The sequence below is a fragment of the Nonlabens spongiae genome (assembly GCF_002117125.1).
Lineage (GTDB): Bacteria > Bacteroidota > Bacteroidia > Flavobacteriales > Flavobacteriaceae > Nonlabens > Nonlabens spongiae.
The window spans coordinates 1,789,301-1,816,081 of the sequence record NZ_CP019344.1; the positions used below are offsets into that span (position 1 = coordinate 1,789,301).

Here is a 26,781-nt window from a genome sequence, read left to right on the forward strand (position 1 = left end):
GGCTAATTCAAATAAATCTAAACATGAAAACAAAATTAAATGGAATTTTGACGCTATTGCTAGCGTTAGTTGCGCAGGTAGCTTTTGCGCAACAGACCGTTACCGGTACGGTGACAGGGCCAGATGGAGGACCCATTCTGGGGGCAACCGTTTTGGTCAAAAACAGTTCTGTATTTGCATCAACTGACTTTGATGGTAAATACACAATTCAAGCGAGTCCAGAGGACATCTTGGTTTTCTCCTACACTGGGTACGACACCCAAGAAATTATAGTAGGTGATCAAACTACAATTGACGTTTCTATGAAAACGTCTTTAGATGAGGTTGTTGTACAGGCCTATCGATCTACGACTACTAAAAGAAGTATTGTAGCGTCTTCTGTAGTAACCGCAAAGCAACTTGAAGACCGTCCTAACGCAAGTGCAATACAGCGTCTTCAAGGTCAGGTTGCAGGACTATCCGTTCAAACTTCAACAGGACAACCTGGTGCTAATTCCCTGATACAGATACGCGGTGTAAGCTCTATCAACGGTAATACTGAACCTCTTATCGTAATTGATGGGATACCAGTAGACGAAGATGTTTTCAGAACTATCAACCCTCTAGATATTGAAAGCACCACTGTTCTTAAGGATGCTGCAGGTACTGCAATTTATGGTAACCGTGGTGCCAATGGTGTGATTGTTATTACAACTAAGCGTGCCGATTTCGACCAAGACCTTACCGTGAGATACACTTCACAAACCGGTTTCACAGAACTTCTAGGGGCTGATTATAATTTATTTAGTGCTCAGGACTACCTTAGATTTGAAAGAGAAAATGGAGTTGGAGCAGGTGCTAATGGTTTTGACAATAGTGGTACTCCATTGACCGATGCTGAAATTGCAGCGTTTAGTGTTAGCGAATCTTGGGAGGATGCATTTTATCGTACAGGCCGTAATACACTGCACAACTTGAACTTGAGCTCAGGTGGTAAAAACCTCTCTCAAGTTACAACGATAGGTTATGTTGAGCAAGAGGGTGCTTTATTAGCGTCGGACCTTCAGAGATTTACCCTGAGAAATAATCTTAATATCAAATCTGAAGATGAGAGATTTACTTCTCAAACTTCTATGCAATTAGGTTTTTCAAAAAACAATTCTCAAACAGAGCCAGATAACGATAGAAATAACTTCATTTACTTCAACTCTATCTTTGGAGCCAACAGAGGTTTACCTTATTTCGATCCAAACAATAGCCAAAATTTAGAGCGTTGGGTTGATGGATTGCAAGCATTTTACTCTCCTTATGTGACACTGGATAACACAAGATTGAACACAAACAAAGAAGACGAGATAAAAATGGTGATAGGAGCAAATAATGCTTATAAGATCACTGATCACATTACTGCTCGTTATAATATTGGTATGGATTACACTCAGGAAAATTATCTACGAGTAGCAGATCCTAATTCAGCTCTTGCAAGAGTACATGCTAGCTTTATCGGCCCTGATGCTGTAGAAGGTTTTCAAACTGAATCATTCTTTAGAGACTTCAGATTCAACAATACCTTGAGCGTTGGATACGAAAACACATTTGGAGCAGATGAAAATGGCGAAGGTGGTCACACTTTCTTAGCAAACCTTTACACGGAATATGTAAAAGGTCACTTTAAATCTTTCAATTATTCTCAAACAGGTCTTAATCCAAGGACTTTTTCACCAGGAAATGGTGCTGGTTTCGTAGCAGATGTAGAGGATAACGATGAATTTGTTCCAACAGTAGGAGCTTCTAAAGCATCTACAGGTTTGTTCTCTTATTTTGGAGAGATCGATTATGACTACGATAACAAGTTTGGAGTATTCGCAGCACTACGACGAGATGCATCTTCTAGATTTACAGGAGATAATACTTGGGGTACTTTCTGGTCTGTGGCTGGAAGATGGAATGTTTCTGAAATGGACTTTATGCAGGATGTTTCATGGGTTAATAACCTTAAAGTAAGAGCCTCTTATGGTACAACTGGAAATGAAAGAATTGCTGGAACTTATTACGGTGCCCTCAATAATTTTAGAACCTTATTTAATACTGGAATTGGTTATGGGGATAATCAAACCTTTTTCCGTTCTCAATTAGGTAATGAATCTCTACGTTGGGAAACTATTAAAACTGCAAACCTAGGTATCGAATTTGGTTTGTTCGAAAATAGACTTCGTTCCACTATCGAAGTATATGATAGAAAAACTGAAGATCTTTTCTTCAACATCTTTGTATCTACACTAGTAACTCCTTCTGGTTCTATACAGGCTAATGTTGGAGACTTGTCGAATAAGGGTGCAGAACTAGCTCTGAACTACGACTTATTCAGAAGCGACCAAGCGGACGGATTTAACTTTACAGTTAATGCTAACATTAACTATAATGAATTTGAGGTTACTAAAATTGATGCAGAAGGTGGATTGATCGACAATGGATCTACTGTTATTCAAGAAGGAGCACAATTGAATGAGTACTTCGTAGTTCCTTATCTTGGAGTGAACCCTGCTAATGGTAACCTCTTGTTTGAAGACATTAATGGAAATCCAACGGAAAACCCAACTCTTGAAGACAGAAGGTTGACCGGTACTGATTCTCAACCTGATTTCCAAGGAGGTTTTGGATTTAATACAAGCTATAAAGGTTTCTTTCTTGAATCTCAATTTGTTTTTATGACAGGACTAGAAAGATTTGACAGCAACTTAGCATCGTACTACGACATAAATGATTTGGGACAGTACCAATTATCTTCAGATCTTGAAAGATCCTGGACACCAGATAATCGTATTACAGATATGCCAGCGGTAAATGCTACAAACCTATCACCTGGTGTAACAAGTGATCGTTTCCTTATCAACTCTAACTTTGTCAGATGGAGATTCTTACAACTAGGATATAATTTTGACAGAGAAATGTTAGAAAAAACTTTCCTACAGAATGTAAGAATTTATGCGAATGGTGAAAACTTAGCTACGTTTAGTAACTGGTTAGGATTTGATCCAGAAAGTACTAGACAATCTGAGTTGAACCGTTATCCGACTCCACGTACAGTTTCTGTCGGTATAGACTTAACTTTTTAAAAAAAAAATGATGAAAAAAATAGTTTTAACTTTTGCAGCGGTAGCTATGCTATTTAGTTGCCAGGATGCAACCGAGATTAACCAGCCCAGTGAGTTCAGTTTTGATGTTGCTTATCAAAACGTAGATGACGTAAAGACTGGTGTTTATGCGGTTTATTCGCAAACCAACACTACGGCAGGTATACAATTCACGTCTCAATTTACTGATGAGTGTGGACTCGGTGAAGCTTCTGGTAACGGTAGCGACACCCACAGGCTGCAACTAAATGTCAATAATACATTTGCAAATGCACTGTTTTCCGGTTATGGGGGTGCTGTTAGAAATGCCAATATCTTTTTCACAGGTGCCGCGGGTGTGACGCCAGAAGGGGCTGATGAAGAAGCCTTGTATAATGAAGCTCTAGGAGAGGTTCACGCTTTAAGAGCTTATGCTTACACCCAATGGATGGCATACTTTGCACAAGACTTGAGCGATCGTAATAGTTTAGCCGTACCAGTATTTGATTTCATTCCTGCAGTAGATTATGCTCCAGAAAGAAATACGGTTCAAGAAGTCTATGACCAGATTCTTTCTGATCTGGAAGAGGCAGAACGTTTACTTACACTTTCAGGAACACCTTACTCAGTAGATTTTGTATCACTCGACTTTGTAAGAGCATGTAGAGCGAGAGCAGCTGCTTATGTAGGTGACTACGCAACGGCTAGTTCAAATGCTCAGGCAGTTTTGAATAATTTCTCTTTACCTTCTACTGCTAGCGAAAGTGATTATAGACAGGTTTGGGAAGACGTCGCTGGCGCTGGTACAGCTAATGAAGTTGTTTTTAAATTCAATAACACTTTAGCGGTGGGTAGTAGCATTGGTCAAATTTGGAACACGAACTCTAGTTCAGTTGCTGGATCTCCATTATACGAGGTTAGTAGAAGGTTATTTAACATACTAGAGAGTAACGAAGCAAATTTTGGAGATATCAGAAGAGATGTTTATGTAGATCCTTCCTCTTTAATTTCACCCGATTATGATAACGATCCTAATCCAAGATTCAATGATATCATTGTAGTGGACAAATACCCAGGAGACCCTAGTATTCCAGGTCTAGTAGGTGGTTATACAAATGATCAAAAAGTGTTCAGAACAGCTGAAATGCACCTTATTCTTGCAGAGGCTGCCGCTGATGCTAACAATCTTTCTGAAGTTGGAAACCAGTTGAAAGAGATACGCGACGCGAGATATACTTCTCAAGAACCTGCACCAAGCTTTGGTACCTCAGCAGAGGCCTTAAGAGAGATTCTTAATGAAAGATATATCGAGCTTGCTTTTGAAGGACATCGATACATTGATCTCAAGAGATTAGGTCGTGAAGCTAATCAAGGTTTGGATAGAAATGAAACAGACTGTTCTTTGTATCCGTCAGCTGAGTGCGATTTACCACCATCTGATTTCAGATTAAGAGCTTTACCGATTCCAGCAGCAGAAAGACGAGCTAATAGTAATATTACTCAAAATGATGACTATTAATATAAAATAGGAAAAGATGAAAAAAATAGTTTATTTATTAGCGGCGGTGGCACTTTTAAGTGCTTGTGACCCACATGAAAATCCTATTTACGATAATGTAAATGGAGGAACCTACTTGAGCTTTAATCGTAGAGCTATAGACGTACCTGTAGATATTGATACGGATAACTTTTCTAGATCACAGGATGTAGTTATTTCTGTATCAACTATTAGTGATACAGATAGAACTTTTACAGTGTCTGCGAGTGACGAGTCTACGGTAGATGCATCTAACTATCAGTTGCCCCAAACTGTAACTGTTCCAGCAAATAGTTATAATGGAACTTTTACTGTAAATTTTCAAGATTCCGATCTTGAAACGGTGGCAGAAACCCTGATCCTTGAGCTGGATGGTGCAGATGCATCATTTGAAACTCCCGTTGTACTCAACGTTTTTCAAGTATGTCCTATTCCAGCGACTTACATGACTGGAGCTTATGAGATTTCGGATAATCAGATTGTATTTAGTAATACTAATTTTGTTACTAGAATCGTAGATATCCAGGCTGGTGCCTCGGCAACTACTCGTCAATTTACGACTAATTGGGGTAGTGCTACAGCACCTATGTTTACCGTAACCTTGAACTTGGTTTGTAACGAGTTGATCTACGCAAGTACAAACTCAACAGGCTTTACCGGAGGTGGTGAGCCAATCGTGATCATGCCTGCAAGTGAGAACGACTCTACTTATGACGTATCTGACGATAGCTTCTTTATCGTAGAATATGATAACCTAGCGGGTTCATTTGGAACATTTGAAGGATCATTTTTCTTGATCAAGCAATAATTTAATTCACTTTATAACTGACCCCAAACCTCACGGTTTGGGGTTTTTTATTTATCATTGCTGACTATGAAAGCACCTCAAAATATTTTCGGAATACGAGCGATCATTGAAGCTATAGAAGCTGATAAAGAAATAGCCAAGGTCTATCTACTTAAAACTGGAGACGGAGTCTTGTTTCAAGAACTTAAGAAACTCTGTACGGCTAGAAATATAGCAACCTCATTTGTTCCCGTAGAAAAATTGGATCACATGGCCAATGGTAATCATCAAGGGGCAGTAGCTACCATTTCACCCGTGTCATTTCATGACTTAGAAGAATTATTGGAAAGTCTGGATCCAGACGATAAAAATGTAATCCTATTGCTGGATGGAGTGACTGACGTAAGAAATTTTGGAGCGATTTTGAGAACCGCAGAGTGTACAGGTGTTAAAGCGGTAGTTATCCCAGAAAACGGATCAGCGCCCGTAAATGCCGCCACTATAAAGACCAGCGCAGGAGCTGCTTTTAATATTACCATCTGTAAGGTAAACCACATCAAAGATGCCGTTTACGTGCTGCAATCCTATGGTATAGCTACCGCTGCAGCCGATGAAAAAGCAGAAAAACTAGTTTATGAAACCAATCTTAACAAATCTATTGCGATCATTATGGGGAGTGAGGAACGCGGTGTCAATCCCTCTACCCTAAAAGTAGTGGATCATCATTTCAAGCTACCTATTAGAGGTTCTATAGCGTCCTTAAATGTATCTGTCGCTTGTGGTGCTATTTTATACGAAGTAGTACGTCAGCAAACTTATTCTTAGATCTTAATACTAATATGGATTAAGTTGAACAATTGCTAAACCAGGTGTATTGTCACATTTATAACTGAGTTCTGCATTTAGCCCTGAACAAGACCCACCATTAAATGTAATTAATCTAACAGAAGAGGTAATAGGACCTCCTGCAACACAATTTTGAGTTGATGAGCCCGTGTTCGCGCAATCTGAATTATCTACAATAAAGAGATTATTATTATAAAATACCCTCGCTGCAATGAATTCAGTTCCCAAAGGAGCATTTAAAGTCACAGTACCACCACCAGGTACGATTTGAGGAATTTCAGAATCAAAATTACAGTTGCTAGAATTATGAACAATTCCTTTTAGTTCAACTTGACAACTTGAGCCATTTGTGAATGTAAGTTGTGTATCCTGAGCCATTGAAAGCCCAAAACATATAATAGCTAATAGTAGAGTAAATCTTTTCATATTTAATTTGTTTATATATAAATATAGCAAATTTATTTTATTCATTCCTCCTCTTTTATTTCTATAAAATTTCCAGACTCGTCGAAGTGCTTCATAAACGGGTCCTCTTCTTCTTTGTATTGTGGCTTCTGCCAAGAATAAATAAGGTCTGAATCGGCTTTTACATTGATCAAAGATGCTATAAGAAGTCCTGAAATGAATCCAGACAGATGTCCTTCCCAAGACATTCCGACTCTTATAGGCAAGACATACCACACCATACTGCCGTAGAAAAAGATCACCACCAGACTTAAGGCCACCAATTTAAAACGGCGCATAAACAAGCCTTTAAAGATCAAAAAGGAGGCAAGCATATAGATGATCCCACTGGCACCTATATGATAGGAGTTTCTACCTATCAACCACGTACAAATTCCTGTCAGTATCAAACCATAGATGAATATGTGCAACGCATCTTTACGATAGAAAACGCGTAGTCCAGTGATCAAACACAAGGCAGGGATCGTATTGCTCCATAGATGATTTAAGTCTCCGTGTAGAAAGGGAGAAAACAACACACCTCTCAACCCTTCCCAAGTTCTTGGTAAAATACCAAAATCATTGAATCTGGATTGGAAAACAAATTCTACAAAAAAGACCAGCCACATTAGACTTATGAATATTAATCCTGGCCTTACAGATTCAAAAATGCGTTGTTTAAATGATTTTTGCACGCAACTATGAATCAAAAGAGAAGCCAACTGATTAAATCCTCGAGTTGTATGACAAAACTTCTACTTTTGTGCCAGCTATGGAAAACACACCTCTCGCAGAACGCCTAAGACCCCAAGATTTAACGCAGTACCTCAGCCAGGAACATCTTGTAGGGGAAAACGGTACCCTCAAAAATTTGATCCTTCAGGGAAACGTGCCGTCCCTTATTCTTTGGGGCCTCCTGGAACTGGAAAAACCACGCTCGCACAGATTATTGCAAATCACAGCAAGCGTCCATTTTTTTCATTGAGCGCAATCAATAGCGGCGTTAAAGACATCCGTGAGGTGATTGACAAAGCCAAAACGGCAAATGGTCTCTTCACCGCAAAAAGTCCCATACTTTTCATTGATGAGATCCACCGTTTCAGTAAATCTCAGCAGGACTCTCTTCTTGGAGCTGTAGAACGTGGCTGGGTGACCTTGATAGGCGCCACTACCGAGAACCCGAGTTTTGAGGTCATTCCGGCGCTTTTGTCTAGATGTCAGGTTTATATTCTTGACGCTTTCGCGAAAGCGGACCTCATCAAACTACTTGAGAAGGCCATCAAAGACGATCCCATCATCTCTAAAAAGCAAATCGAGCTCAAGGAGACCAATGTACTATTGAGAATAAGTGGTGGTGACGCCCGTAAGCTTTTAAACACTTTTGAACTTATTATAAACGGAATAGAAGATCATAAGGTGATCATAACTGATGAACTGGTCAACAAAATGGTCTCTGCTAACCCAGCTCGCTATGACAAAACTGGAGAACAACATTATGACATCATAAGCGCGTTTATCAAGTCTATAAGGGGAAGTGATCCTAATGCAGCCGTTTACTGGCTAGCACGCATGATTGAAGGTGGCGAGGATTTGAAATTTATTGCGCGTCGCATGTTGATTCTTGCTAGTGAAGATATAGGGAACGCAAACCCTACAGCGCTTATTATGGCAAATAATACGTTTCAAGCCGTTTCCACCATAGGATATCCAGAATCAAGAATTATCTTGAGTCAATGTGCCGTTTATCTAGCGACCTCGATAAAAAGTAACAGCAGCTACCTCGCCATAGGAAAGGCGCAGCAACTTGTGAAGCAAACTGGCGATCTATCAGTGCCGCTGGGATTAAGAAATGCCCCTACAAAATTGATGAAAGAACTGGGTTATGGTGAAACCTACAAATACGCTCATGACTACGAGGGTAACTTTGCCCACTACGATTTCCTTCCAAAGGAAATAAGTAAAACCCTTTTATATGAACCTGGCAAAAACCCAAGAGAACAATCCCAACGCGAGTTCCTACAGCGCAGATGGAAAGATCATTACGATTATTAAGAGAAAAACTTTTTGATTTCTGCGAGAGTTTTGACCCTATAAGCTTCCAGGTCAGTAGGTTTATGAATGTCGAAGTAAATTGTTTTCATACCTACTTTTTGAGCCCCTAAAATATCTGCTTCAAAACTATCTCCTATCATCACACTTTCATTTGGTCTAGCCCCCACCCGATTCATGGCGTCGTGAAAAATTTGAGGATCTGGCTTTTTTATACCAGCCTCTTCGGCGGTGAGTGTCAATCCAAAATATGTATCTAACCCAGAACGCTCCATCTTTTGTTGCTGTACCTCGCGAAATCCATTTGTAATACAATGGAGTTCATAATTCTGAGACAAATCATCTAACAAGTCAATACATCCTTCAAACAAATGATTGTAATTAGGCAAATAGGATATATATAAATCTGCAAAGAGATCAATCTGTTCACGGGTAACTGTATAATTACAGGCATCAAAGGCACTTTTAAGCCTATGAAATCGCAAATGCTCCTTCCCGATCTCATTGTTGCGGTACATACGCCAGTATTCTAAATTAAGTGGCTCGTAAATCGCAATAAATTGATCCAGATCAAGTGTTACGCCTTGCTCCTCAAAAATTTGACGATAAGCAAGTTTACTGTTGAGGTCAAAATCCCATAACGTATGATCTAAATCAAAAAAGAGGTATTTGGCATTTTTAAACTTCATAATCTAGGATTTGTTCTAAAATCGTAGTGGTGTGTGTGGATTTACCATTATCAAATTGCGCGTAGTCAAATTGCACGATAAAATTACCATGTGCTCTTTTTACCACATCAAAAAGCTGACTGACAACTATGCGCTGTCCGTTAAGAGTTCTACCAGAGATGCTTTTGTAATGTAACGCATAAGGGTGAATCAACAGTGGCGTCTGTATTTCATAATCCAGATCATAAAAGTAGAAAGGATTACAGGTGCTCGCTCTGAATCCCGGCACGGAATCGTATCCCATACTGTAATCCTCTTTGTACTCAACGTCTACAAGTTCCCTGTAATAGTTGGGCATATCTATACTGGATCTGGCGATCATGACTTTTTTAAGAGGTCTCTTGAAATGATCTTCAAAGATTTTAGTCTCATTAGTAATGTTTTCCTTATCAGGCTCTTTAGAATATCTAAGGCCAACTCTCACATAATCTGCCACGTATTTTGCCAACTCTATCAACCATTTGTTATGATCAAAGTTTCCATAATCCTTACTAGAAACATTGAAAAAGAACATCATTTTTTTGAGGCCTAGGACCTCATGATTTTCTTTTGTTTTGTCCTTGTATAGAGATATAAGTCTACGTTCGTTTTTGTAGGGATCAGGAATTAGTCCAGTAATAGCGTAAAATTGTCTTAAAAGCGTCGCCCATTTAAAATTACTGATAGAATCCCACGCCATGGCAATATTAGCAGCCAGGCCCAAGCCCTGATATTTTCTCAACCGGTCGACTTCAAGATTTACGGTAATTTTTGCAGGCGCTGGTTGTATGTCAGTGAGTTTAGGATAGATTTCCTTTAACTCACAATAAAGTCGCTCGCACCACAAATCAATTAATGGAAGATCAACAAAACCCGCTTTTACAGCAATGGATTCTTGAGCGTCGTATCTGCCTTCTTCATCTTTTACCTGTGGTAAATACTCTTCATACCTGGTAATTAGAAAAAATGCCGCTGAGAAAAGGTCAAAAGGAATACTGCTGCTTTTAGGTGCCGGGAAAATCGCTGGAAGATCATCCCACTTACAGGAATTTACATCGTGAAGTTCTATACCGAGCTCATCCAGCAATCCCATACTCCAGACAAACATTTCATTCCCTAACGGCTTGAGTCCATAAGACATTTTTGCGTCTTCATGTCCTACAAACTTTTGTATGTCTGTCGTGAGCTCATAGGGCTGATTCAGCAACCTTTTGAAGATATGCTTGAAAATATAGTCTTTGCGCGATGTGATTTTTGCGGTATAGATTAAGATCATAGCATATTTTCATCTGCAAAGCTGTAGTAGCCTCTTTGAGTAACAATGAGATGATCCAGGACGCGTATATCCATGGTTTTACCGGCATTGACAATCTTCTGGGTGATCTGAATATCTTGGTTGCTAGGCTTTAAAGTACCACTGGGATGGTTATGAAAGAGCATCAACGCTACTGCTCCACTGAACAAAGCCTCTTGATAGATCATCCTTACATCTACCAGTGTTCCCGTGAAACCGCCTTTGCTAATTTGTTTTTTACCTAAAACTTTATGAGAATTATCCATCAACAAGACCCAAAACTCCTCGTGAGCCAACTCACCCAAAACCGGTTGCATTATCGTATAGCCATCATGACTGCAAGCGATTTTTGAAACACTCAAAGGAGTTTCCATCGCCCTGCGACGTCCCAACTCCATTGCAGCGGCAATGGTGATGGCTTTTGCCTCACCTATTCCCTTGTAGGACATGAGTTGTTTTAAACTTGTTTTACCTAAAGCATCAAGAGAGTTTGAAACATTTTTCAAAATCAATCGACTTAATTCCACGGCACTCATCTTGCGAGTACCACTACCTATTAAAATGGCAATTAATTCTGCCTCACTTAAGGCAGAACTGCCTTTCTGTAAAAGCTTCTCGCGCGGTCGATCATTCTCAGACCAGTCTTTAATGGAAAAATAATCTGCATCTTGCGACATAAGGGCAAGATAAAACATAAACGCTTTAAAAGTGCCTAGCGCACAAAAACAGGTTGATTGCTTTTTTCTGTATATTTTTCTGAGAACGCATAACCGTCTTCAGCAAAGTTCAAAATAGCTTTCTTATTCTGAGCTTTATTGTCCACTAGGTAACGCGCCATGCTTCCTCTCGCTTTTTTGGCATAAAAGGCGATTACTTTCAGTTTGCCATTCTTGAAATCTTTAAATACCGGCTCGATCAATTCCCCTTTCAGTTTTTTCTTGTCGATTGCCTTGAAGTATTCCTTGCTGGCTAGATTAACGACCAGCTCGTTCTTTTTCAGTTCCTTGTTGAGCGTTTCTGTAAGTTGGTCACGCCAGTAGGCATATAAATTTTTCTTTTGACCTATCGCAACTTTGGTGCCCATTTCAAGTCTATAAGGCTGGATCAGATCCAGTGGCTTCAACATACCATAAAGGCCTGATAAAATTCTGATTTGCTGCTGTGCGGTTTTAATCTGCTCGTCAGTCATGGTGTAGGCATCCAGACCGCTGTACACATCTCCATCAAAAGCAAAAAGTGCCGGCCGGGAATTGTTATCCGTAAAATCCATACTGAAATCAGAAAACCGAGCATAATTAAGCGCTGCCAGATTCTCGCTAATTCCCATAAGTTCCGCGAGTTCCTTTTGCGACATTTTTTTCATCACGCCGTGGATCTCCTTGATACCATCTTTGAATTGCGGTTGGGTAGATTTAGGAGTAGGTAGTGCAGAACTGTAATCTAAAGACTTAGCTGGCGAGAGCAATATTTTCATGATAGGTTTTATGCAAAAATAGCGTGCAAGCTCCTTGCTTTCTCTAAAATCTAGTTAAGGCTAAATTTTGAGCTGGTGATTCTTTGATATCTCGCTTTCGCGAAAGCGTAAACTCAACAAACCTCTTCTCTATAATAATCGATTCAAGATCCCGAGAGGCTATTTGAGGCGTAGGACCTCCATTTTTCAATACACCGAAGCATGTCTTCTGGAATGGGCGACTCAAAAGACATTCGCTCGCCTGTGTGTGGATGCTGAAAACCCAAGGTTCTCGCATGCAGTGCCTGACGAGGCAGTATTTTAAAGCAATTATCCACAAATTGCTTGTATTTAGTAAAGTTAGTCCCCTTTAAAATGTGATCACCGCCGTAGCGCTCATCGTTGAATAAGGTATGACCTATGTGCTTCATGTGCACCCTGATCTGGTGGGTGCGACCGGTTTCCAACTTGCATTTTACCAATGTCACATAACCCAAATCCTCAATTACCTCGTAATGGGTTACAGCCGGCTTTCCTTTGTCAGCGTCATCGCCGCTCCATACCGTGTTTTGCAACCTGTTTTTGGGGTGCCTGCCGATATTTCCCTCTACGGTTCCTTGTTTTTCATCAAATGAACCCCAAACGATCGCGATATATTCTCGCTCGCTGGTTTTATTAGCAAACTGATCAGAGAGATGCGCCATGGCGTGCTCAGTTTTTGCGATGACTAGAAGGCCGCTGGTATCTTTATCTATACGATGTACCAGCCCAGGTCGATCGCTACTGTTATTGGGTAAATTTTCAAAATGGTGAATCAGAGCGTTGATCAAAGTTCCCGTATAGTTCCCATGACCGGGATGCACCACCATGCCAGCAGGTTTGTCTACGATCACAAGATGATCATCTTCATAAATGATGTTCAACGGGATATCTTCAGCAATCAGTAGATTCTCATGCGGCGGATGCTCTAAAAGCACACGTACCTCATCGCCAGCTTTCACTTTATGGTTGGACTTTACCACTTCTCCATTCACCCAAACAGCGCCATTTTTTATATTCTGCTGGATTTTGCTGCGCGTTGCGTTCTCAATAAAGTTCATTAAAAACTTATCTACGCGTAGCGGTTTCTGGCTTTCGCCGGCGGTGAACTTATAATGCTCGTGAAGGCTATTATTTTCTGGGCGTAATTTTGGGGAGAACTCTTCACTCATCGTTATCCATTCCTATTCCTGAATCTCGATCCATACTCCCTTGACGATTAGGGTTACCATCTCCTAAGACCAGATCTATTTTTGATGTTTTCTTGAGTTTTTCCCCTGGTTTCACTTCTCTACCTTTATACTTCATTTCCAAGACCATATCTAGCGATACATCAGGCTTGTAAATTATTTCACCTACTTGCAAGCCTAAGGCTTCTAAAGTAGGAACTGCTTGCCTTTTAGTTTTAAAAACAAGATTAGGAACTACGACTAGACCGTATCCGCTTGCGTTGATTTTTATGTAAATCTGTCTATTTTCCTTCACAAAGGTATCTGCCGCTGGATCTTGCTCAATGACCGTACGTGGCGGATAATCTGGATTGTAGCTGGAGCTGTCTATAATCTTGCGGCGCAAATCCAGTTCTTCTAGTTTTTCATCTACCTCACTCAGCGTCATACGTTCTAAATATGGTACTTCAATACGCTGGTCATGATTAGTATACCACCCCAACCAAAACAGGTAGACAAAACAAAGAACCACCACCAGAACAATGGCGAGAGCCACCTGAATCCAGAATGTCTTGGTAAACATGAATCTAAAGAAATTCATAACTATACTGAGCTTAAATACCTATATAATCAGTTAGATTGTAGGTAAAATTAATTTTCAAAGATACTAATAGTACTCTACCTTGTGGAGTCAACTTCACTAACTTTGTCTTATCACCTAAACTAAAGGTACATGAAAAATATTGCCATACTCATGGGTGGATATTCCAGCGAGTGTGAAATAAGCTTGCGCAGTGGCGCTGTAGTTACAGAAGCGCTCGATAAATCCCTTTACAATTGCTATCCTATTTCTATTGTGAAGGAGGGATGGTTCTACACCTCTAGTAATGGCGAGAAACATTATATTGATAAGAATGATTTTAGCATCACCCTGAATGGTGAAAAAATAACATTTGATTGCTGTTATAACACTATTCATGGTACGCCAGGTGAAGACGGTAAACTTCAAGCCTATCTGGAGTTGCTGGGCCTTCCACAAACTTCGTGCGATTCTTATGAAAGCGCCATCACCTTTAACAAACGGGATTGTATCGCGGTTTTGAAACCATGGGATATCAAAACAGGTGATCATATCTACATCAATAAAAATGATGAAATCGACCTTGACAAAATTGTCGACCGTGTAGGTTTGCCTTGTTTTGTGAAGGCAAATCGCAGTGGTAGTAGCTACGGTGTTTCAAAAGTCTACAGTGAAGAAGAAATGCAAGACGCCCTAGATTTTGCCTTTCAGGTAGATCATCAAATTATCATTGAATCTTTTCTGGAAGGAAAAGAGGTTTCAGTTGCCGTTTATAAAATAGGTGACGAAATCAAAAGCTTCCCTCCTACTGAAATCGTAACTGAAAATGATTTTTTTGATTACGAAGCTAAGTACGAAGGAAAAAGTAAGGAAATCACACCTGCTCGTATCTCTGAACGTGAACTTAAAAAGCTTCAGGAAATCAGCAAGAAGGTTTATCAAGTTCTAGAATTAAAAGGTATCGCTCGAGCTGACTTTATCTATCACAGAGGCAGACCTCACTTTATTGAAATGAATACCAATCCCGGTATGAGCAAGGAGAGTATCGTTCCACAACAGGTTGCCGCCGCAGGCTTTTCTCTTACCCAGATCCTAACCGAGGTTATTGAAGATTGCATCAAAAGAAACAAATCATGAAGAAAGCTGTTTTCCCAGGAAGTTTTGACCCCATAACTCTAGGCCATTTTGACATTATCGAGCGCGGGTTGGGGTTGTTTGATGAGATCATCATTGCCATAGGTGTGAATGCTGAGAAGAAGTATATGTTTGATTTGGACTTACGCAAATCATTTATAGAAGAAGCCTTTATCAACGAGCCTAAAATAAAAGTGATGACTTATGAAGGCTTGACTATAGACTTCTGTCAGCAGAACGGTGCACAATTTATTTTGAGAGGACTGCGCAATCCAGCCGATTTTGAATTTGAGAAAGCTATTGCGCATACAAATCGCAAGCTTTCTCAAATAGAAACTGTTTTCTTGCTCACCAGTTCTGGAAAAAGTTACATTTCCTCATCCATCGTGAGAGATGTGATCAGAAATAATGGAGATTATACAGGTCTGGTACCACCTACTGTAAGAGTTTGAACTCAAACCAGCCCAGATTTGAATTTCTTTAAACACCAAACCTTGACAAAATGACTCGTTATTTATTACTACTTTTTGCTCTGACCTTATTTTCATGCGGCAAGGAGGAATCAAGTGATGTTTTTATACCTGCCGGTGGGGATGAAGGCAAAGAGTTCATCACTCCATTTGAAAAAGGTAACGGCAACCAGACTGCTACTTATGAAGAGACCATTTCTTTCTATCAAAGGCTTGCCGATAACTTTTCCACCGTAAAAATTGAAGAAATAGGAATTACTGACAGTGGAAAACCTCTCCATCTGATCACTTATTCTAAAAATGCAGTCGACTGGGAGCAGCCCTATGAAGATCGCATAAAAATTCTGGTGAATAATGGCATACATCCAGGCGAGAGTGACGGTATAGATGCTACCATGATGCTTATAAGAGATCTCGCTGCAGGCAAAATCAACGCTCCAGAAAATCTAATTTTCAGCACTATTGCGATTTACAATGTAGGTGGATCTTTAAATCGCAACTCCACAAGCAGAACGAATCAGAATGGACCTGAATCTTATGGATTTAGAGGCAATGCCAGAAATTTTGACCTCAACCGTGATTTCATCAAAGCAGATACCCGCAACGCATTTGCTTTTTACGAGGTGTTTCATAAAACGTATCCGGACCTTTTTATTGATAATCATGTGAGCAACGGCGCAGACTATCAATATGTGCTTACGCATTTGTTCTCGCAGCATTCAAAAATGCCTAATCCTGCGGGTAAATACATAAAAAACAAATTACAGCCTCAACTTGAGGAGCGACTCAAAAAGAGAGACTGGGACATAACGCCATACGTCAATGTCTTTGGCCGTACTCCTGATTCTGGTTTTTCACAATTTATGGATCATCCCAGATACTCGACGGGCTATACCTCGCTGTGGAACACCTTAGGCTTGATGGTTGAAACCCACATGCTCAAGCCATATAAAGACCGGGTTGAAGGTACGCGGGTTTTAATGGAGGAGATGATTGCTCTGGGAACACAAAACATGGAGCAGATCAAGAAGGTGCGTATTGCTTCTTTGAACAAAGACAAACAGCTGAAGAGATACCCTTTCAATTATGTGTTAGATACCACAAAAGTTGACTCGCTAGACTTTAAAGGTTTTGAGGGAATCATTTCTAAAAACGATGTCACTGGCAACGATCTTCTCACCTACGATCGTACCCAACCTTTCACTAAAAAAGTTCCTTATTTCAATTATTTCAAGGCTTCAGACTCGATTAAAATCCCAGATTATTATATCGTTCCTGCAGGTCAGTGGGAAGTTATCGATCGCTTGCGGGCAAATAAAGTTCAAATGGAGGTTGTAGGAAAAGACAGTACACTTAAGGTTAACTCTTATAAAATCAAATCTTACCAAACATCGCGCAACGCTTATGAAGGTCATTACCCTCAAAACAGCGTTGAAGTTAAAGAGATGGTTGAGAGGTTACGCTTTCGCGAAAGCGATATCCTAATCACAACGCGACAACCTGCCATCAGGTACATTGTAGAAACTCTGGAACCACAAATGGCAGACTCGTTTTTCAAATGGAATTTCTTTGATACGATCCTTCAGCAAAAAGAGGGATTTTCGACTTATGTATTTGAGCAAACGGCAAAAGAGTTATTGAAGCAAAGTGAGAGCCTGAAAATTGAGTTTGACAGCCTCAAAAAAGCAGATAAAGAGTTTGCCAGAAGCAGTTACAGACAGCTGGAATGGCTGCACAAACGCTCTCCCAACTACGAGAAAGCACACTTAAGCTATCCGATTTACAGATATTTCAAAAACTAGTCTGGAAATAATTGCCTGATGTTAGCGTAGCTTTTTTCCAAAGCTAGGGACATCATGTCTTTACTTAACCAGACTGCTTTGTCGATTCCCTCTTTAACTTGAGGGTGCAATTCACCGTCATAATCGGTCTTCATGATGTACCAGTGCGTGAGCTTGATGCGCATGTCAGATTTCCAAGAAAAAATGTGGTAAGTATGCCCTAGATACCCCTCAATAGTTAGATTTTTAACGCCCGTCTCCTCCTCAACTTCTCTTATAGCTCCATCTTCCAGTGATTCTTTTTTCTCGACCTTACCTTTAGGCAGATCCCATTTCCCATTGCGGTGAATGAATAAAAAATCGTTGTCAGCATTTGTAACAAGACCACCTGCAGCAGTCACCACAGGTAATAACTTATGGAATCTAGGTAATAGCTTTTTAGGATTTCTTGAATAGAGTGCGACCTTGTTCAACTTCCCTTTCTGAATTTGTTTAACTATTTTTTTAAGATCGACATTCTTAATCTTGAGTATCTTATGATCGGGAAACGCAGTTTTGTCTGAAGTCAATATTATTGGGACTTCTTTGACGAAAACTTTATACATTTGAGCCATGGTTAGAGATAAGGAAATCGCGAGTAAAACCGCGGAATTGTTGTTGCAAATTAAAGCAATAAAACTGCAACCACAAGACCCTTTTACATGGGCAAGTGGTCTTAGGTCACCTATTTACTGTGACAACAGAATAACGCTTTCCTATCCACCTATCAGAAACTTTTTGAGAGAGCACCTTGCAGACACTGTCGAGGATCAATGGGGAAAACCAGACGTAATTGCTGGAGTAGCCACAGGAGCCATAGGTATAGGCATGCTGGTTGCAGACTATCTTAATCTTCCTTTTATCTATGTACGTCCAGAACCTAAAAAACATGGCCGTCAAAATCAAATCGAGGGTCATCTTGAAAAAGGTTCTAGTGTCGTGGTTATAGAAGACCTCATCAGCACTGGTAAAAGCAGTTTAAATGCCGTTGAGGCTCTCAAAAATGCTGGCGCACAAGTAAAAGGAATGGCGGCGCTCTTCAGTTACGGTTTTGAAGATACCGTCAAGAGATTTAAAGACCTAAGCTTTGACCTTTACACACTCAGCGATTACGAGCAACTGATCACTAAAGCTAATCAAATGGGCTATCTCAATGAAGAAGAAGCCCGATTATTATCAAGCTGGAGAAAAGATCCAGCAAACTGGAACCAAGCACTCATTTCATGAAACTAGAAAGCCGCAAAGTAAACACCTCAAAATCACCAGAGGAATTATTCCATTTTTTGACATCTGCTGAAAATTATCAGCAATTGATGCCTGAGAACACAAAATTTGAAGCTTACGACAGCGAGAAATTTTTATTCGGTCTTAAAGGCATGCCTGAGATCAAGCTAGTCATCAAAGAAAAAATCCCTTATTCAAAAGTGGTACTGGGCTCAGCGAGCGATAAACTCTCCTTCACCCTTACTTGTGATATTGAACAAATGGGCGAGGAGTCTCAAGCGCAATTGTTTTTTGAAGGTGACTTTAATGCCATGATGGCGATGATGATCAAAGGACCGCTTAATAAGTTTTTAGAGACACTAGCCACTGGTATCGAGAAGCTCTAGAAACTAGTATAATCCCACTCAAGTTCCTTGAGATCATAACTAGACAGTTTGCCTCCCACTTGGAGTACAAGCTTACCACTTGGATCAGTCCCTATTACCATTGCCGTGAATTGCATACCGTTTTTGGAAAAAACCAGTTCTCTATTAACGCCTAACAGTTGAGAAGTGTACAATTCATCGATTTGCTCTGGCTCACGGTGGTCTTTAAAGAAACAGTTAATAAACGAGTTTAAAAACGGGTCGATTTCAAAGTTTTGACCAGTTAGTTCACTAATTGAGCTTGCATGAGGTAGCTCATCAAATTCCTTCTGGTTGATGTTGAGACCTATTCCTATAATGGAATGTGACAGTCTGCCTTTTTTGAAGATATTTTCCACAAGAACACCACCGATTTTTTTCTTTGCTGACAGAATGTCGTTAGGCCATTTGATCTTAACATCGAGTCCTGAAACAGCAGCTATGCATTCGGTTAGTATCACGCAGGTTTTTTGATTGATCTGAAAGGCATTCAGGTCGTCCAGATTATCTCGCAACGTACTGAACATAAGGTTCTTTCCTGGTTCAGACTGCCATATAGCACCTCTTTGACCTCTCCCTTTTGTCTGGTGAGTTGTGTAGACCGTAAAGCCATTAGGTAATACGCTTTCGCGAAAGCGAGATCTCAAAACATCACTCGTAGAGGTAGTGGCATGTAATTTGACGACATTTTTCAACTTTGAGGTCTCGTTTAGTACACATTTAGTAGTCGGGCTTCAAAAAAAGAATAAATTTGTTAAAGCAAAAAATTTTTAATGACTAAAGAAAAGGTTTCCGCAGACGTTCTCATAGCTCTTATCATAGAAGGTATCGAAGAAGTCAAGGGAAATGATATAACCATTCTAGACCTAAGAGATATCGAAAATACCGTGACTAGCTATTTTATCATTTGCAACGGTACCTCAAATACACAGGTCAATGCAATTGTGAACTCAGTACAACGTACGGTAAGCAAAAAAATTCAAGAAAATCCATGGCACACAGAAGGCTCAGATCAAGCTGAGTGGGTGCTCATTGATTATGTCAATGTCGTTGTGCATGTTTTTCAGAAACATATTAGAGAGTATTACGACTTAGAAAGCCTATGGGGCGATGCTAAGACAACCACCATAGAAAGTTCCTATTAAAGAAAACACATCATGTCTCAAGATAAAACTCCAAAAGGTGGAAAGCGACCGGTTATGCCAGGTGGCGGTAAACCTAAATTCAATATATGGTGGATCGTTGTTCCTATTGTAGTCCTATTTCTAGGCTATAGTTTGTTCAACAACACCTTCAATGCCCCTAAAAAAACAACCTATAATGAATTCTTTGACTTTCTTGAGGACGGTGAGATAGACAAGGTTGTTGTCGTAAGCAATAAGCGTATTGCTAGAGTATTTCTTACAGAGGAGGCAAGAAAACTCCAAAAGCATAAGAATGCCAGACGCGATAACGGCATTAACAACGTTCCATTACCGCAATACAGTTTTGAATACGGTGATCAGGAAACTTTTGAACGGGAGCTGAAAGAGACTATTCAAGAAAATAATCTTGAAACTGAGTATGTTTTTGATTCAGAAGATGAAAGTTTATGGAACTTACTGGGAACCATTCTCCCATTTGTGATCATCATAGGAATCTGGATCTTCTTAATGCGCCGCATGAGTGGTGGCGCCGGCGGTGGTGCTGGAGGCCAGATCTTTAATATAGGAAAAAGTAAGGCTAAACTTTTTGATCAAAAGACAGACATCAAGACTACTTTCAAAGATGTCGCTGGTCTCGAAGGCGCTAAAGAAGAGGTCCAAGAAATAGTAGACTTCCTTAAAAATCCTGACAAATACACCTCGTTAGGTGGTAAGATCCCTAAAGGAGCCCTACTGATCGGTTCTCCGGGTACCGGTAAGACACTTCTTGCCAAAGCTGTTGCAGGTGAGGCTAAGGTTCCTTTCTTCTCTCTTAGTGGATCTGATTTTGTGGAAATGTTTGTAGGTGTAGGCGCAAGCCGTGTAAGAGACTTATTCAAACAGGCTAAAGAAAAATCTCCTGCTATAATTTTTATAGATGAAATTGATGCCATAGGTCGCGCTAGAGGTAAATCAAATTTTTCAGGTTCTAATGATGAGCGTGAGAATACGCTGAACCAGCTATTGACCGAAATGGACGGTTTTGGTACAAATACAAATGTTATCGTTCTAGCAGCAACTAACCGAGGAGATATTCTGGATAAAGCGTTGATGCGTGCGGGTCGCTTTGATCGTCAGATTTATGTGGATCTTCCAGATGTAAGGGAAAGAGAACAAATATTTGAGGTGCATCTACGCCCCTTGAAAAAGGTGGATAATGAATTGGATACAGCTTTCCTCGCAAAACAAACTCCTGGTTTCTCAGGGGCTGACATTGCCAATGTCTGTAATGAGGCGGCTCTTATCGCTGCTAGAAAAGGTAAAAAAGCGGTTGATAAACAAGATTTCCTAGATGCGGTAGACCGTATTGTAGGTGGTCTTGAAAAGAAAAACAAGCTTATTACACCATCTGAAAAGAAAACAATTGCTTATCATGAAGCGGGTCATGCCACGGTGAGCTGGATGACAGAGCATGCTGCACCATTGATAAAAGTTACTATAGTGCCTAGGGGACAATCACTAGGTGCTGCATGGTACCTTCCAGAAGAACGCCAGATCGTGAGACCAGAACAAATGCTGGACGAGATGTGTGCAACCATGGGTGGTCGAGCTGCAGAAAAGGTGATATTCAACAACATTTCAACAGGTGCTTTAAGCGATCTAGAAAAAGTAACTAAGCAGGCACGTGCTATGGTAACCATTTATGGTTTGAACGAAGTAGTGGGAAATATTACTTACTATGACTCCAGCGGCCAGCAAGAGTACAGCATGACAAAACCTTACAGTGAAGAAACTGCTGTAACCATAGATAAAGAGATTTCTAAGATCATAGAAGCTCAGTACCAAAGAGCAATCAAGATACTCGAAGAGAATAAGGATAAACTCACTGAACTGGCAGAGCTGCTTCTTGAGAAGGAAGTGATCTTTAAAGACGATCTAGAAAAGATTTTTGGTAAAAGGCCTTTCATAAAAGAGCAACCTATCGCTTTAAAATCTTCTACCCGATCTATTCCCATGGAACCAGAGGTGATTGAAGAGTCTGAAAAGTTAGAGCAAAAAGAAGATGATAAGACTGCAGAGTAGGGCATTGCTAGTAAACTAGAAGTCCCTATATTTACCTAAGGTCAAAATGAAGCAGGCAATTGCCTATGAGTTTATTTAAGAAGTTATTCAATCTTTCTCAAAAGCCAGAAGAAAAAACTCAGGAGAAGACTCCCGACGAGCGCTCTAAGTACATGCCGGAGCAACCTGATCTCCCTGTAGATGAGCGTTTCATACACCATTTTACACGATTGGGAGGTCGCTTCTTATATTGTCTCAATCAAGATGAAGTAGACCATAACTTTAAAAATATTATTAAAGAACACGGCTGGGAAAATTCTGCTGCCTTCTGTCCTGATGCAAATTTGAAAGAAAGATTTGATGACTTAGATCTTGATATTTCATGTAATAACCTTGAGGCAGACATGTTGATATCTCGATGTGAATACATCATCGCAGACACAGGTGCTATACTATTCTCTTCAAATCAAGTGAAGCAATTCAAAACTTTTGAATTGCCAGACACCTATGTTATTTTAGCAAGTACGAGTCAGATAGTGGAATCTATTGGTGAAGGTTTAAGAGGTATTAAAATCAAAAATCAGCGTGATATTCCTACAAATATCACGACACTTAAACATTTCAAAAAAAACGAGCACAGCGACGACAAGGATCTAATGACTTATGGTGCTGCCCACAAACTCGTTTATTTGCTTTTATTAGAAGACTTGTAATATGCGGGAACTTCTAGTAAGATCCGTTTCAGGAATAGTCTATGTATCATTAGTTGTACTCAGTGCACTTTATTCTCGCGATGTATTCATCGGTTTGTTTTGTGTATTTGCATTTATCTGCTTGATAGAATTGATGCCCATGATACGCTTGAGGCAATGGTTGATTTATCCAGTGCTTCCTCTTGCTTATTATTTTATAGTGTGGCAAGGAGTTTCACAGAACATTGTTCTCGTTTTGCTTGCTGCAACGATTTTGGTCAACATCTATCTAATCAGAGATCTGGTGTTAGTCAATAGAATTGCTCTTTTCAACACTAAGAAACACATCATCGCACTATTGTATTTGATAGGAAGCAGCCTATTCCTTGCCTTGATTCCCGATGTGGTCCCAAACTATCAACCAGAGTTGTTGATTGGAATTTTTGCGATCATCTGGGTCAATGATAGTTTTGCCTACTTAATTGGAAAAAACTTTGGCAAGCATAAACTGATGAAACGCATTTCTCCCAAAAAAACTATCGAGGGTTTTGCCGGAGGTCTTATTATGGCCATGGCTGGCGGTGTAGGTCTTTACTTTTACCTTCATCATCAAGGTCTAGATCAATATGGAATTTGGGACTGGATCATCATTGCATTTGTAGTAGCTTTATTTGGGACCGTCGGTGATTTGATCCAATCAAAAATCAAGCGACAGGCCGCTGTAAAAGATAGCGGTAGCATCATGCCAGGTCATGGAGGAATTTTTGATCGTATGGACAGTATTATCTTTGCAGCACCATTTGCATATTTAACCTTTACTATAATAAACCATGTTTCATAAAGAAGGAAAGGCGTCCATACTCATTGCATTAGTCGTTCTGGCAATTCTGACCGTAGTTGCTGCCACGATCACTATGCCGGAGTGGCTATCCATTCTTTTGATAAGCATAGGTGTTGCGTTTCTTTGTATTATTCTTCAATTTTTCAGGAACCCAAAACGAGTTTCAGTTGAGGACGACACTACTGTGGTTTCTCCAGTAGACGGCAAGGTGGTCGTCATTGAAGAAGTTCATGATAAAGAATATTTTGATGGTAAGCGCATGATGATTTCCGTGTTTATGTCACCTATAAATGTGCACGCTACGAGGTATCCTGTAGCCGGTAAAATTGCCTACAGTAAATACCATCCTGGTAAATATTTAGTGGCTTGGCATCCAAAAGCGAGTGAGGAGAATGAACGCACTACCGTGGTCATTGATCACAACAACGGTAAAAAAGTCATGTATCGACAAATCGCTGGCGCACTCGCAAAGCGCATCATGAATTATGCTAAAGAAGGAGATACCGTAAAGCAAGGTTTTGAAAGCGGATTCATTAAATTTGGTTCTCGGGTGGATGTTTATCTTCCTACTGATGCAAAAATTGAAGTCGAACTCAACCAAAAAGTTAAAGGAGCATCCTCTATCCTAGCAAAGTTTTGATGCAGGGAAAAGAACTGGACATAGCATTTGAAGAAGCCTTCCAAAAGGCCTCTCAAGAAGAGCAGAGTCTCGTACCACCTGATCTTCAATTACATCTTTATGCTTATTACAAAAGAGCGATAGACGAGCCTTATGTCAGCAATCGCAGTTTTGAATCCAATGATTTACGCAGCGCATTCAAGATGAACGCCTTGATCCAAGTGCAAAATATTTCTCGTTCAGAAGCCAAGCGGCGCTACATTGAGATGATTGAGGATCTTTATCCTAAACCTTGGTGATTTAGGTATTAGTTGCTGGTTGTAAATTGGTAGTTGCCAATTTACCTCTTCAAACCTTTGTCATGGTGGACAAGCGTAGTAAGTCCAGTGCAGCTGTAGAGTCAGCATCTCAAAAAATAGAACTCTAAGGTATTTAAAATCAAGACATTAAAAATGAGACTCTGAATCCCTCCTACCGTCGGGTTCAGAGTAACAGTTTGGATTTAAGTACAATTAAATTTGATTCCGCTTTCGCGAAAGCGTAACCATGATAAGCTCTACAGATTCATTAATCATGCAGAAATGGATGCGTTAACTTATAATGGAAGGAATACAGCACTAGTCCGACTTTGGAGCGCACGTCTAGTTTTTGGAAGAGTTGGGAACGGCAGGCGTCCACGCTTTTTATGGAAAGGTTCATGTGATCTGCTATTTGCTGGTACGTGTACTCATTATCGTTACAGATTAGCTCTATAAGCTGCAACTCGCGATTAGTAAATTGCTCGCGCGCTCTTGACCCTAGGCTTTCTACTGTGGTCTTATTGCGCAACAGCTTCAGGATCTCCTCAAAATTGTCGTAACCATGCTCGTGAACACGATTGATCGTGCTTACCAACTCATCGAGATCGCAAGTCTTGTTCAGAAACCCTCGTGCTCCTACTTCATAGGCATCGATCTTTATTCCCTGATCATCGTGCTGGGTAAGAATGATGCATTTGATGGAACTGTTTTGGTTCTTAAGTTCCTTGAGCACTTGAAGACCATTCATCATGGGCATGGAATAGTCGAGTAGAAAGACATTGGGTTTTTCTTCAAGTTCTTCCACTTCTTTGACAAAACGCAGCCCATTCTCATATTCTATGGTGACTTCAAAATCCTCATTCATTTCCAGCAATTGCTTGAGGCCGTTACGCACAATCTTATGATCATCTACAATTCCTACGCTGATTTTTGAAGCCATTTTATTCCTGTTTTCTCAAAATGGTCGTGGTACCTTGTTGCTTTTTTGAATCTATCTTGAGTTCATAATTGATCAACGATGCCCGCGACCTCACATTTTCAAGACCATTTGAATCAACTTTTGAATCTATGTCAAAGCCTACTCCATTATCGATAAAAGTAAAGATAGGAAGATCAGGACTTTTCAATCTTACGACAAATTCTGTTGCTCGGGAATGCTTCAACATATTGTTGAGAAGTTCTTGGAAAATGCGATAAATGATTACCTTTTCCTCGGTGGAGAAATTGAAGGCTGCCGGTTGCTCCATCTCGCTCTTGAAACTAATATGCTCCAGTCTTTTCACACGTTGCAATTCTTCATTGATGGCTTGCACTAGAGATAGTTTTTTTAATGAGTTGGTCGTAAGGGAATGACTTAGGTTCCTTAAATTATGTGATATATCGCGTACGGTCTCCTTTATGGGTTGTAGTGCAGCTGTCATTTCAGGATTTTTTTGCTTGAGCTGCTCCACTTGCAGGTTGAGCACGGTAAGTCGTTGTCCCGCATCGTCGTGAAGATCAAGAGCGATATTGTTCAAGGTTTCTTCTTGTGCCTCCAGAGCCGCCTGGTTGACCGCTTTTTGCTGTTCCAATTGTTTTTCAAATAGCAGCTGGTTGTATTTTTTGATTTTAGAGACGTAAACTTTTATTAGGATGGCGCAGAAAAGGATCGCCATGCAGACGAAGAGGAATGTGATGATGATTCCTATGGCGATGTCAGTCATTGATTAGACTTGTTAAGTTTTGTAAAGCTAACTGCAAACACCATCAATAGAGTATAGTATACTATGCTTCCACTATAGGACATTACTTCATATAAACCTATTCCAAAAACCTCTTCACTTCTCAATTTACTATCTCTGAATGCAAAAATGAACGACATGCTACAAAAAAAAAGTAAAGGGGCAGAAACAAATGCAAATTGTCTATGCTCAAAGAAATCTAGAGCCTCGTTTTTTAGTTTGGAAAAACATACTATTAGAAGAACCACGATATATGTTAACGAACTAGATATGAAAGAAAAATACAACAAACCTTCAGTTTCAATTAAAAGTTTATCAATAATGTAAAACGCAACATAGCCTGCAGGAATAAAAACACGACAATATTTTAACTTA

The 26,781-nt window shown here is 40.0% G+C and carries 27 protein-coding genes and 1 pseudogene; 16 read left to right on the forward strand and 12 right to left on the reverse strand.

Features of this window, described 5'->3' with window-relative positions:
• Positions 1 to 23: 23 nt before the first annotated feature.
• The 4 genes from BST97_RS08250 (at position 24) to rlmB (ending at position 6,241) form a co-directional block, all read left to right on the forward strand.
• Positions 24 to 3,095: a SusC/RagA family TonB-linked outer membrane protein gene (locus tag BST97_RS08250; protein ID WP_085766789.1), complete on the forward strand. Its 3,072-nt coding sequence runs from the start codon at positions 24 to 26 to the stop codon at positions 3,093 to 3,095.
• A 7-nt stretch (positions 3,096 to 3,102) separates the two neighbouring features.
• A complete protein-coding gene (locus BST97_RS08255; RefSeq protein WP_085766790.1) occupies positions 3,103 to 4,611 on the forward strand; it encodes a RagB/SusD family nutrient uptake outer membrane protein in 1,509 nt (502 codons plus the stop codon).
• A gap of 16 nt (positions 4,612 to 4,627) precedes the next feature.
• Positions 4,628 to 5,437, forward strand: a complete 810-nt coding sequence (locus tag BST97_RS08260) for a hypothetical protein (protein ID WP_085766791.1) — start codon at positions 4,628 to 4,630, stop codon at positions 5,435 to 5,437.
• Between the two features lie 66 nt (positions 5,438 to 5,503).
• Positions 5,504 to 6,241, forward strand: coding sequence for a 23S rRNA (guanosine(2251)-2'-O)-methyltransferase RlmB (rlmB, locus tag BST97_RS08265; RefSeq protein ID WP_085766792.1), 738 nt, complete (start codon positions 5,504 to 5,506; stop codon positions 6,239 to 6,241).
• A 9-nt stretch (positions 6,242 to 6,250) separates the two neighbouring features.
• Here the strand turns inward: rlmB and BST97_RS08270 are convergent, their stop codons facing one another.
• Both BST97_RS08270 and BST97_RS08275 read right to left on the reverse strand, forming a co-directional pair.
• Complete coding sequence (locus BST97_RS08270) at positions 6,251 to 6,688, reverse strand: hypothetical protein (RefSeq protein ID WP_157111546.1); 438 nt, start codon at positions 6,686 to 6,688, stop codon at positions 6,251 to 6,253.
• Positions 6,689 to 6,729: 41 nt separating this feature from the next.
• On the reverse strand, positions 6,730 to 7,401 hold the full coding sequence (locus BST97_RS08275; protein ID WP_157111547.1) for a rhomboid family intramembrane serine protease: 672 nt from the start codon (positions 7,399 to 7,401) through the stop codon (positions 6,730 to 6,732).
• A 77-nt stretch (positions 7,402 to 7,478) separates the two neighbouring features.
• Here BST97_RS08275 and BST97_RS08280 point away from each other — a divergent pair.
• Positions 7,479 to 8,758: pseudogene (locus tag BST97_RS08280) on the forward strand (replication-associated recombination protein A).
• Here the strand turns inward: BST97_RS08280 and BST97_RS08285 are convergent.
• The 6 genes from BST97_RS08285 to BST97_RS08310 all read right to left on the reverse strand — a co-directional run bounded on the left by BST97_RS08285 (position 8,755) and on the right by BST97_RS08310 (position 14,018).
• Complete coding sequence (locus BST97_RS08285) at positions 8,755 to 9,444, reverse strand: YjjG family noncanonical pyrimidine nucleotidase (RefSeq protein ID WP_085766795.1); 690 nt, start codon at positions 9,442 to 9,444, stop codon at positions 8,755 to 8,757. The pseudogene BST97_RS08280 and the gene BST97_RS08285 overlap by 4 nt on opposite strands.
• On the reverse strand, positions 9,434 to 10,738 hold the full coding sequence (locus BST97_RS08290; protein ID WP_085766796.1) for a DUF7033 domain-containing protein: 1,305 nt from the start codon (positions 10,736 to 10,738) through the stop codon (positions 9,434 to 9,436). Before BST97_RS08290 ends, BST97_RS08285 begins: the two co-directional genes overlap by 11 nt.
• Complete coding sequence (radC, locus tag BST97_RS08295) at positions 10,735 to 11,433, reverse strand: RadC family protein (protein ID WP_085768197.1); 699 nt, start codon at positions 11,431 to 11,433, stop codon at positions 10,735 to 10,737. The genes BST97_RS08290 and radC overlap by 4 nt, the downstream gene beginning before the upstream one ends.
• Before the next feature lie 35 nt (positions 11,434 to 11,468).
• On the reverse strand, positions 11,469 to 12,230 hold the full coding sequence (gene yaaA, locus BST97_RS08300; RefSeq protein ID WP_085766797.1) for a peroxide stress protein YaaA: 762 nt from the start codon (positions 12,228 to 12,230) through the stop codon (positions 11,469 to 11,471).
• A gap of 143 nt (positions 12,231 to 12,373) precedes the next feature.
• Positions 12,374 to 13,420 (reverse strand): RluA family pseudouridine synthase, encoded by a 1,047-nt coding sequence (locus tag BST97_RS08305; protein ID WP_085766798.1) that lies wholly within the window; start codon positions 13,418 to 13,420, stop codon positions 12,374 to 12,376.
• Positions 13,413 to 14,018 (reverse strand): PASTA domain-containing protein, encoded by a 606-nt coding sequence (locus BST97_RS08310; RefSeq protein ID WP_085766799.1) that lies wholly within the window; start codon positions 14,016 to 14,018, stop codon positions 13,413 to 13,415. The genes BST97_RS08305 and BST97_RS08310 overlap by 8 nt, the downstream gene beginning before the upstream one ends.
• A gap of 132 nt (positions 14,019 to 14,150) precedes the next feature.
• Here BST97_RS08310 and BST97_RS08315 point away from each other — a divergent pair, with 132 nt between their 5' ends.
• The 3 genes from BST97_RS08315 to BST97_RS08325 are packed head-to-tail and all read left to right on the forward strand — an operon-like array spanning position 14,151 to position 17,403.
• On the forward strand, positions 14,151 to 15,134 hold the full coding sequence (locus BST97_RS08315) for a D-alanine--D-alanine ligase (protein WP_085766800.1): 984 nt from the start codon (positions 14,151 to 14,153) through the stop codon (positions 15,132 to 15,134).
• A complete protein-coding gene (coaD, locus tag BST97_RS08320; protein ID WP_085766801.1) occupies positions 15,131 to 15,583 on the forward strand; it encodes a pantetheine-phosphate adenylyltransferase in 453 nt (150 codons plus the stop codon). The genes BST97_RS08315 and coaD overlap by 4 nt, the downstream gene beginning before the upstream one ends.
• Positions 15,584 to 15,633: 50 nt before the next feature.
• Entirely contained in the window at positions 15,634 to 17,403 is a 1,770-nt protein-coding gene (locus BST97_RS08325; protein ID WP_085766802.1) for a M14 family metallopeptidase, read from the forward strand.
• Here the strand turns inward: BST97_RS08325 and BST97_RS08330 are convergent.
• A complete protein-coding gene (locus BST97_RS08330) occupies positions 17,400 to 17,987 on the reverse strand; it encodes an NUDIX hydrolase (RefSeq protein WP_211277424.1) in 588 nt (195 codons plus the stop codon). The genes BST97_RS08325 and BST97_RS08330 overlap by 4 nt on opposite strands.
• A 7-nt stretch (positions 17,988 to 17,994) precedes the next feature.
• On the opposite strand from BST97_RS08330, the gene pyrE reads away from it, so the two are divergent.
• Positions 17,995 to 18,648, forward strand: coding sequence for an orotate phosphoribosyltransferase (gene pyrE, locus BST97_RS08335; RefSeq protein ID WP_085766804.1), 654 nt, complete (start codon positions 17,995 to 17,997; stop codon positions 18,646 to 18,648).
• On the forward strand, positions 18,645 to 19,031 hold the full coding sequence (locus BST97_RS08340; protein ID WP_085766805.1) for an orotate phosphoribosyltransferase: 387 nt from the start codon (positions 18,645 to 18,647) through the stop codon (positions 19,029 to 19,031). The genes pyrE and BST97_RS08340 overlap by 4 nt, the downstream gene beginning before the upstream one ends.
• Here the strand turns inward: BST97_RS08340 and BST97_RS08345 are convergent.
• Positions 19,028 to 19,744 carry a biotin--[acetyl-CoA-carboxylase] ligase gene (locus tag BST97_RS08345; protein ID WP_085766806.1) on the reverse strand — a complete coding sequence of 239 codons (717 nt, stop codon included), beginning with the start codon at positions 19,742 to 19,744 and terminating at the stop codon, positions 19,028 to 19,030. The genes BST97_RS08340 and BST97_RS08345 overlap by 4 nt on opposite strands.
• Positions 19,745 to 19,822: 78 nt before the next feature.
• Between BST97_RS08345 and rsfS the strand changes: the two genes are divergently transcribed.
• The 6 genes from rsfS (at position 19,823) to BST97_RS08375 (ending at position 24,685) form a co-directional block, all read left to right on the forward strand.
• Positions 19,823 to 20,194, forward strand: a complete 372-nt coding sequence (gene rsfS, locus BST97_RS08350) for a ribosome silencing factor (RefSeq protein WP_085766807.1) — start codon at positions 19,823 to 19,825, stop codon at positions 20,192 to 20,194.
• A gap of 12 nt (positions 20,195 to 20,206) precedes the next feature.
• Complete coding sequence (ftsH, locus tag BST97_RS08355) at positions 20,207 to 22,255, forward strand: ATP-dependent zinc metalloprotease FtsH (protein ID WP_085766808.1); 2,049 nt, start codon at positions 20,207 to 20,209, stop codon at positions 22,253 to 22,255.
• A 65-nt stretch (positions 22,256 to 22,320) separates the two neighbouring features.
• Complete coding sequence (locus BST97_RS08360) at positions 22,321 to 22,947, forward strand: LUD domain-containing protein (RefSeq protein ID WP_085766809.1); 627 nt, start codon at positions 22,321 to 22,323, stop codon at positions 22,945 to 22,947.
• Position 22,948: 1 nt separating this feature from the next.
• A complete protein-coding gene (locus BST97_RS08365) occupies positions 22,949 to 23,767 on the forward strand; it encodes a phosphatidate cytidylyltransferase (protein ID WP_085766810.1) in 819 nt (272 codons plus the stop codon).
• The gene (locus tag BST97_RS08370; RefSeq protein WP_085766811.1) at positions 23,757 to 24,407 is read left to right on the forward strand and encodes a phosphatidylserine decarboxylase family protein; all 651 of its coding nucleotides are present in this window, start codon (positions 23,757 to 23,759) and stop codon (positions 24,405 to 24,407) included. The genes BST97_RS08365 and BST97_RS08370 overlap by 11 nt, the downstream gene beginning before the upstream one ends.
• Positions 24,407 to 24,685: an acyl-CoA-binding protein gene (locus BST97_RS08375; protein ID WP_085766812.1), complete on the forward strand. Its 279-nt coding sequence runs from the start codon at positions 24,407 to 24,409 to the stop codon at positions 24,683 to 24,685. Before BST97_RS08370 ends, BST97_RS08375 begins: the two co-directional genes overlap by 1 nt.
• A gap of 268 nt (positions 24,686 to 24,953) precedes the next feature.
• Here BST97_RS08375 and BST97_RS08380 read toward each other — a convergent pair whose 3' ends face one another.
• The gene (locus BST97_RS08380) at positions 24,954 to 25,625 is read right to left on the reverse strand and encodes a response regulator transcription factor (protein WP_085766813.1); all 672 of its coding nucleotides are present in this window, start codon (positions 25,623 to 25,625) and stop codon (positions 24,954 to 24,956) included.
• Position 25,626: 1 nt separating this feature from the next.
• Positions 25,627 to 26,388: a sensor histidine kinase gene (locus BST97_RS08385; RefSeq protein WP_085766814.1), complete on the reverse strand. Its 762-nt coding sequence runs from the start codon at positions 26,386 to 26,388 to the stop codon at positions 25,627 to 25,629.
• Positions 26,389 to 26,781: the final 393 nt, after the last annotated feature.

Coding starts and splice junctions, on each gene's coding strand:
- rlmB (WP_085766792.1), top strand. CDS start 5,504: ATGAAAGCACCTCAAAATATTTTCGGAATACGAGCGATCATTGAAGCT.
- BST97_RS08315 (WP_085766800.1), top strand. CDS start 14,151: ATGAAAAATATTGCCATACTCATGGGTGGATATTCCAGCGAGTGTGAA.
- BST97_RS08385 (WP_085766814.1), bottom strand. CDS start 26,388: ATGACTGACATCGCCATAGGAATCATCATCACATTCCTCTTCGTCTGC.
- BST97_RS08270 (WP_157111546.1), bottom strand. CDS start 6,688: ATGAAAAGATTTACTCTACTATTAGCTATTATATGTTTTGGGCTTTCA.
- BST97_RS08255 (WP_085766790.1), top strand. CDS start 3,103: ATGATGAAAAAAATAGTTTTAACTTTTGCAGCGGTAGCTATGCTATTT.
- BST97_RS08375 (WP_085766812.1), top strand. CDS start 24,407: ATGCAGGGAAAAGAACTGGACATAGCATTTGAAGAAGCCTTCCAAAAG.
- BST97_RS08285 (WP_085766795.1), bottom strand. CDS start 9,444: ATGAAGTTTAAAAATGCCAAATACCTCTTTTTTGATTTAGATCATACG.
- BST97_RS08290 (WP_085766796.1), bottom strand. CDS start 10,738: ATGATCTTAATCTATACCGCAAAAATCACATCGCGCAAAGACTATATT.
- BST97_RS08340 (WP_085766805.1), top strand. CDS start 18,645: ATGAAACTAGAAAGCCGCAAAGTAAACACCTCAAAATCACCAGAGGAA.
- BST97_RS08330 (WP_211277424.1), bottom strand. CDS start 17,987: ATGTATAAAGTTTTCGTCAAAGAAGTCCCAATAATATTGACTTCAGAC.
- BST97_RS08260 (WP_085766791.1), top strand. CDS start 4,628: ATGAAAAAAATAGTTTATTTATTAGCGGCGGTGGCACTTTTAAGTGCT.
- pyrE (WP_085766804.1), top strand. CDS start 17,995: ATGGTTAGAGATAAGGAAATCGCGAGTAAAACCGCGGAATTGTTGTTG.
- BST97_RS08305 (WP_085766798.1), bottom strand. CDS start 13,420: ATGAGTGAAGAGTTCTCCCCAAAATTACGCCCAGAAAATAATAGCCTT.
- ftsH (WP_085766808.1), top strand. CDS start 20,207: ATGTCTCAAGATAAAACTCCAAAAGGTGGAAAGCGACCGGTTATGCCA.
- BST97_RS08325 (WP_085766802.1), top strand. CDS start 15,634: ATGACTCGTTATTTATTACTACTTTTTGCTCTGACCTTATTTTCATGC.
- BST97_RS08250 (WP_085766789.1), top strand. CDS start 24: ATGAAAACAAAATTAAATGGAATTTTGACGCTATTGCTAGCGTTAGTT.
- BST97_RS08370 (WP_085766811.1), top strand. CDS start 23,757: ATGTTTCATAAAGAAGGAAAGGCGTCCATACTCATTGCATTAGTCGTT.
- yaaA (WP_085766797.1), bottom strand. CDS start 12,230: ATGAAAATATTGCTCTCGCCAGCTAAGTCTTTAGATTACAGTTCTGCA.
- BST97_RS08360 (WP_085766809.1), top strand. CDS start 22,321: ATGAGTTTATTTAAGAAGTTATTCAATCTTTCTCAAAAGCCAGAAGAA.
- rsfS (WP_085766807.1), top strand. CDS start 19,823: ATGACTAAAGAAAAGGTTTCCGCAGACGTTCTCATAGCTCTTATCATA.
- coaD (WP_085766801.1), top strand. CDS start 15,131: ATGAAGAAAGCTGTTTTCCCAGGAAGTTTTGACCCCATAACTCTAGGC.
- BST97_RS08380 (WP_085766813.1), bottom strand. CDS start 25,625: ATGGCTTCAAAAATCAGCGTAGGAATTGTAGATGATCATAAGATTGTG.
- radC (WP_085768197.1), bottom strand. CDS start 11,433: ATGTCGCAAGATGCAGATTATTTTTCCATTAAAGACTGGTCTGAGAAT.
- BST97_RS08310 (WP_085766799.1), bottom strand. CDS start 14,018: ATGAATTTCTTTAGATTCATGTTTACCAAGACATTCTGGATTCAGGTG.
- BST97_RS08365 (WP_085766810.1), top strand. CDS start 22,949: ATGCGGGAACTTCTAGTAAGATCCGTTTCAGGAATAGTCTATGTATCA.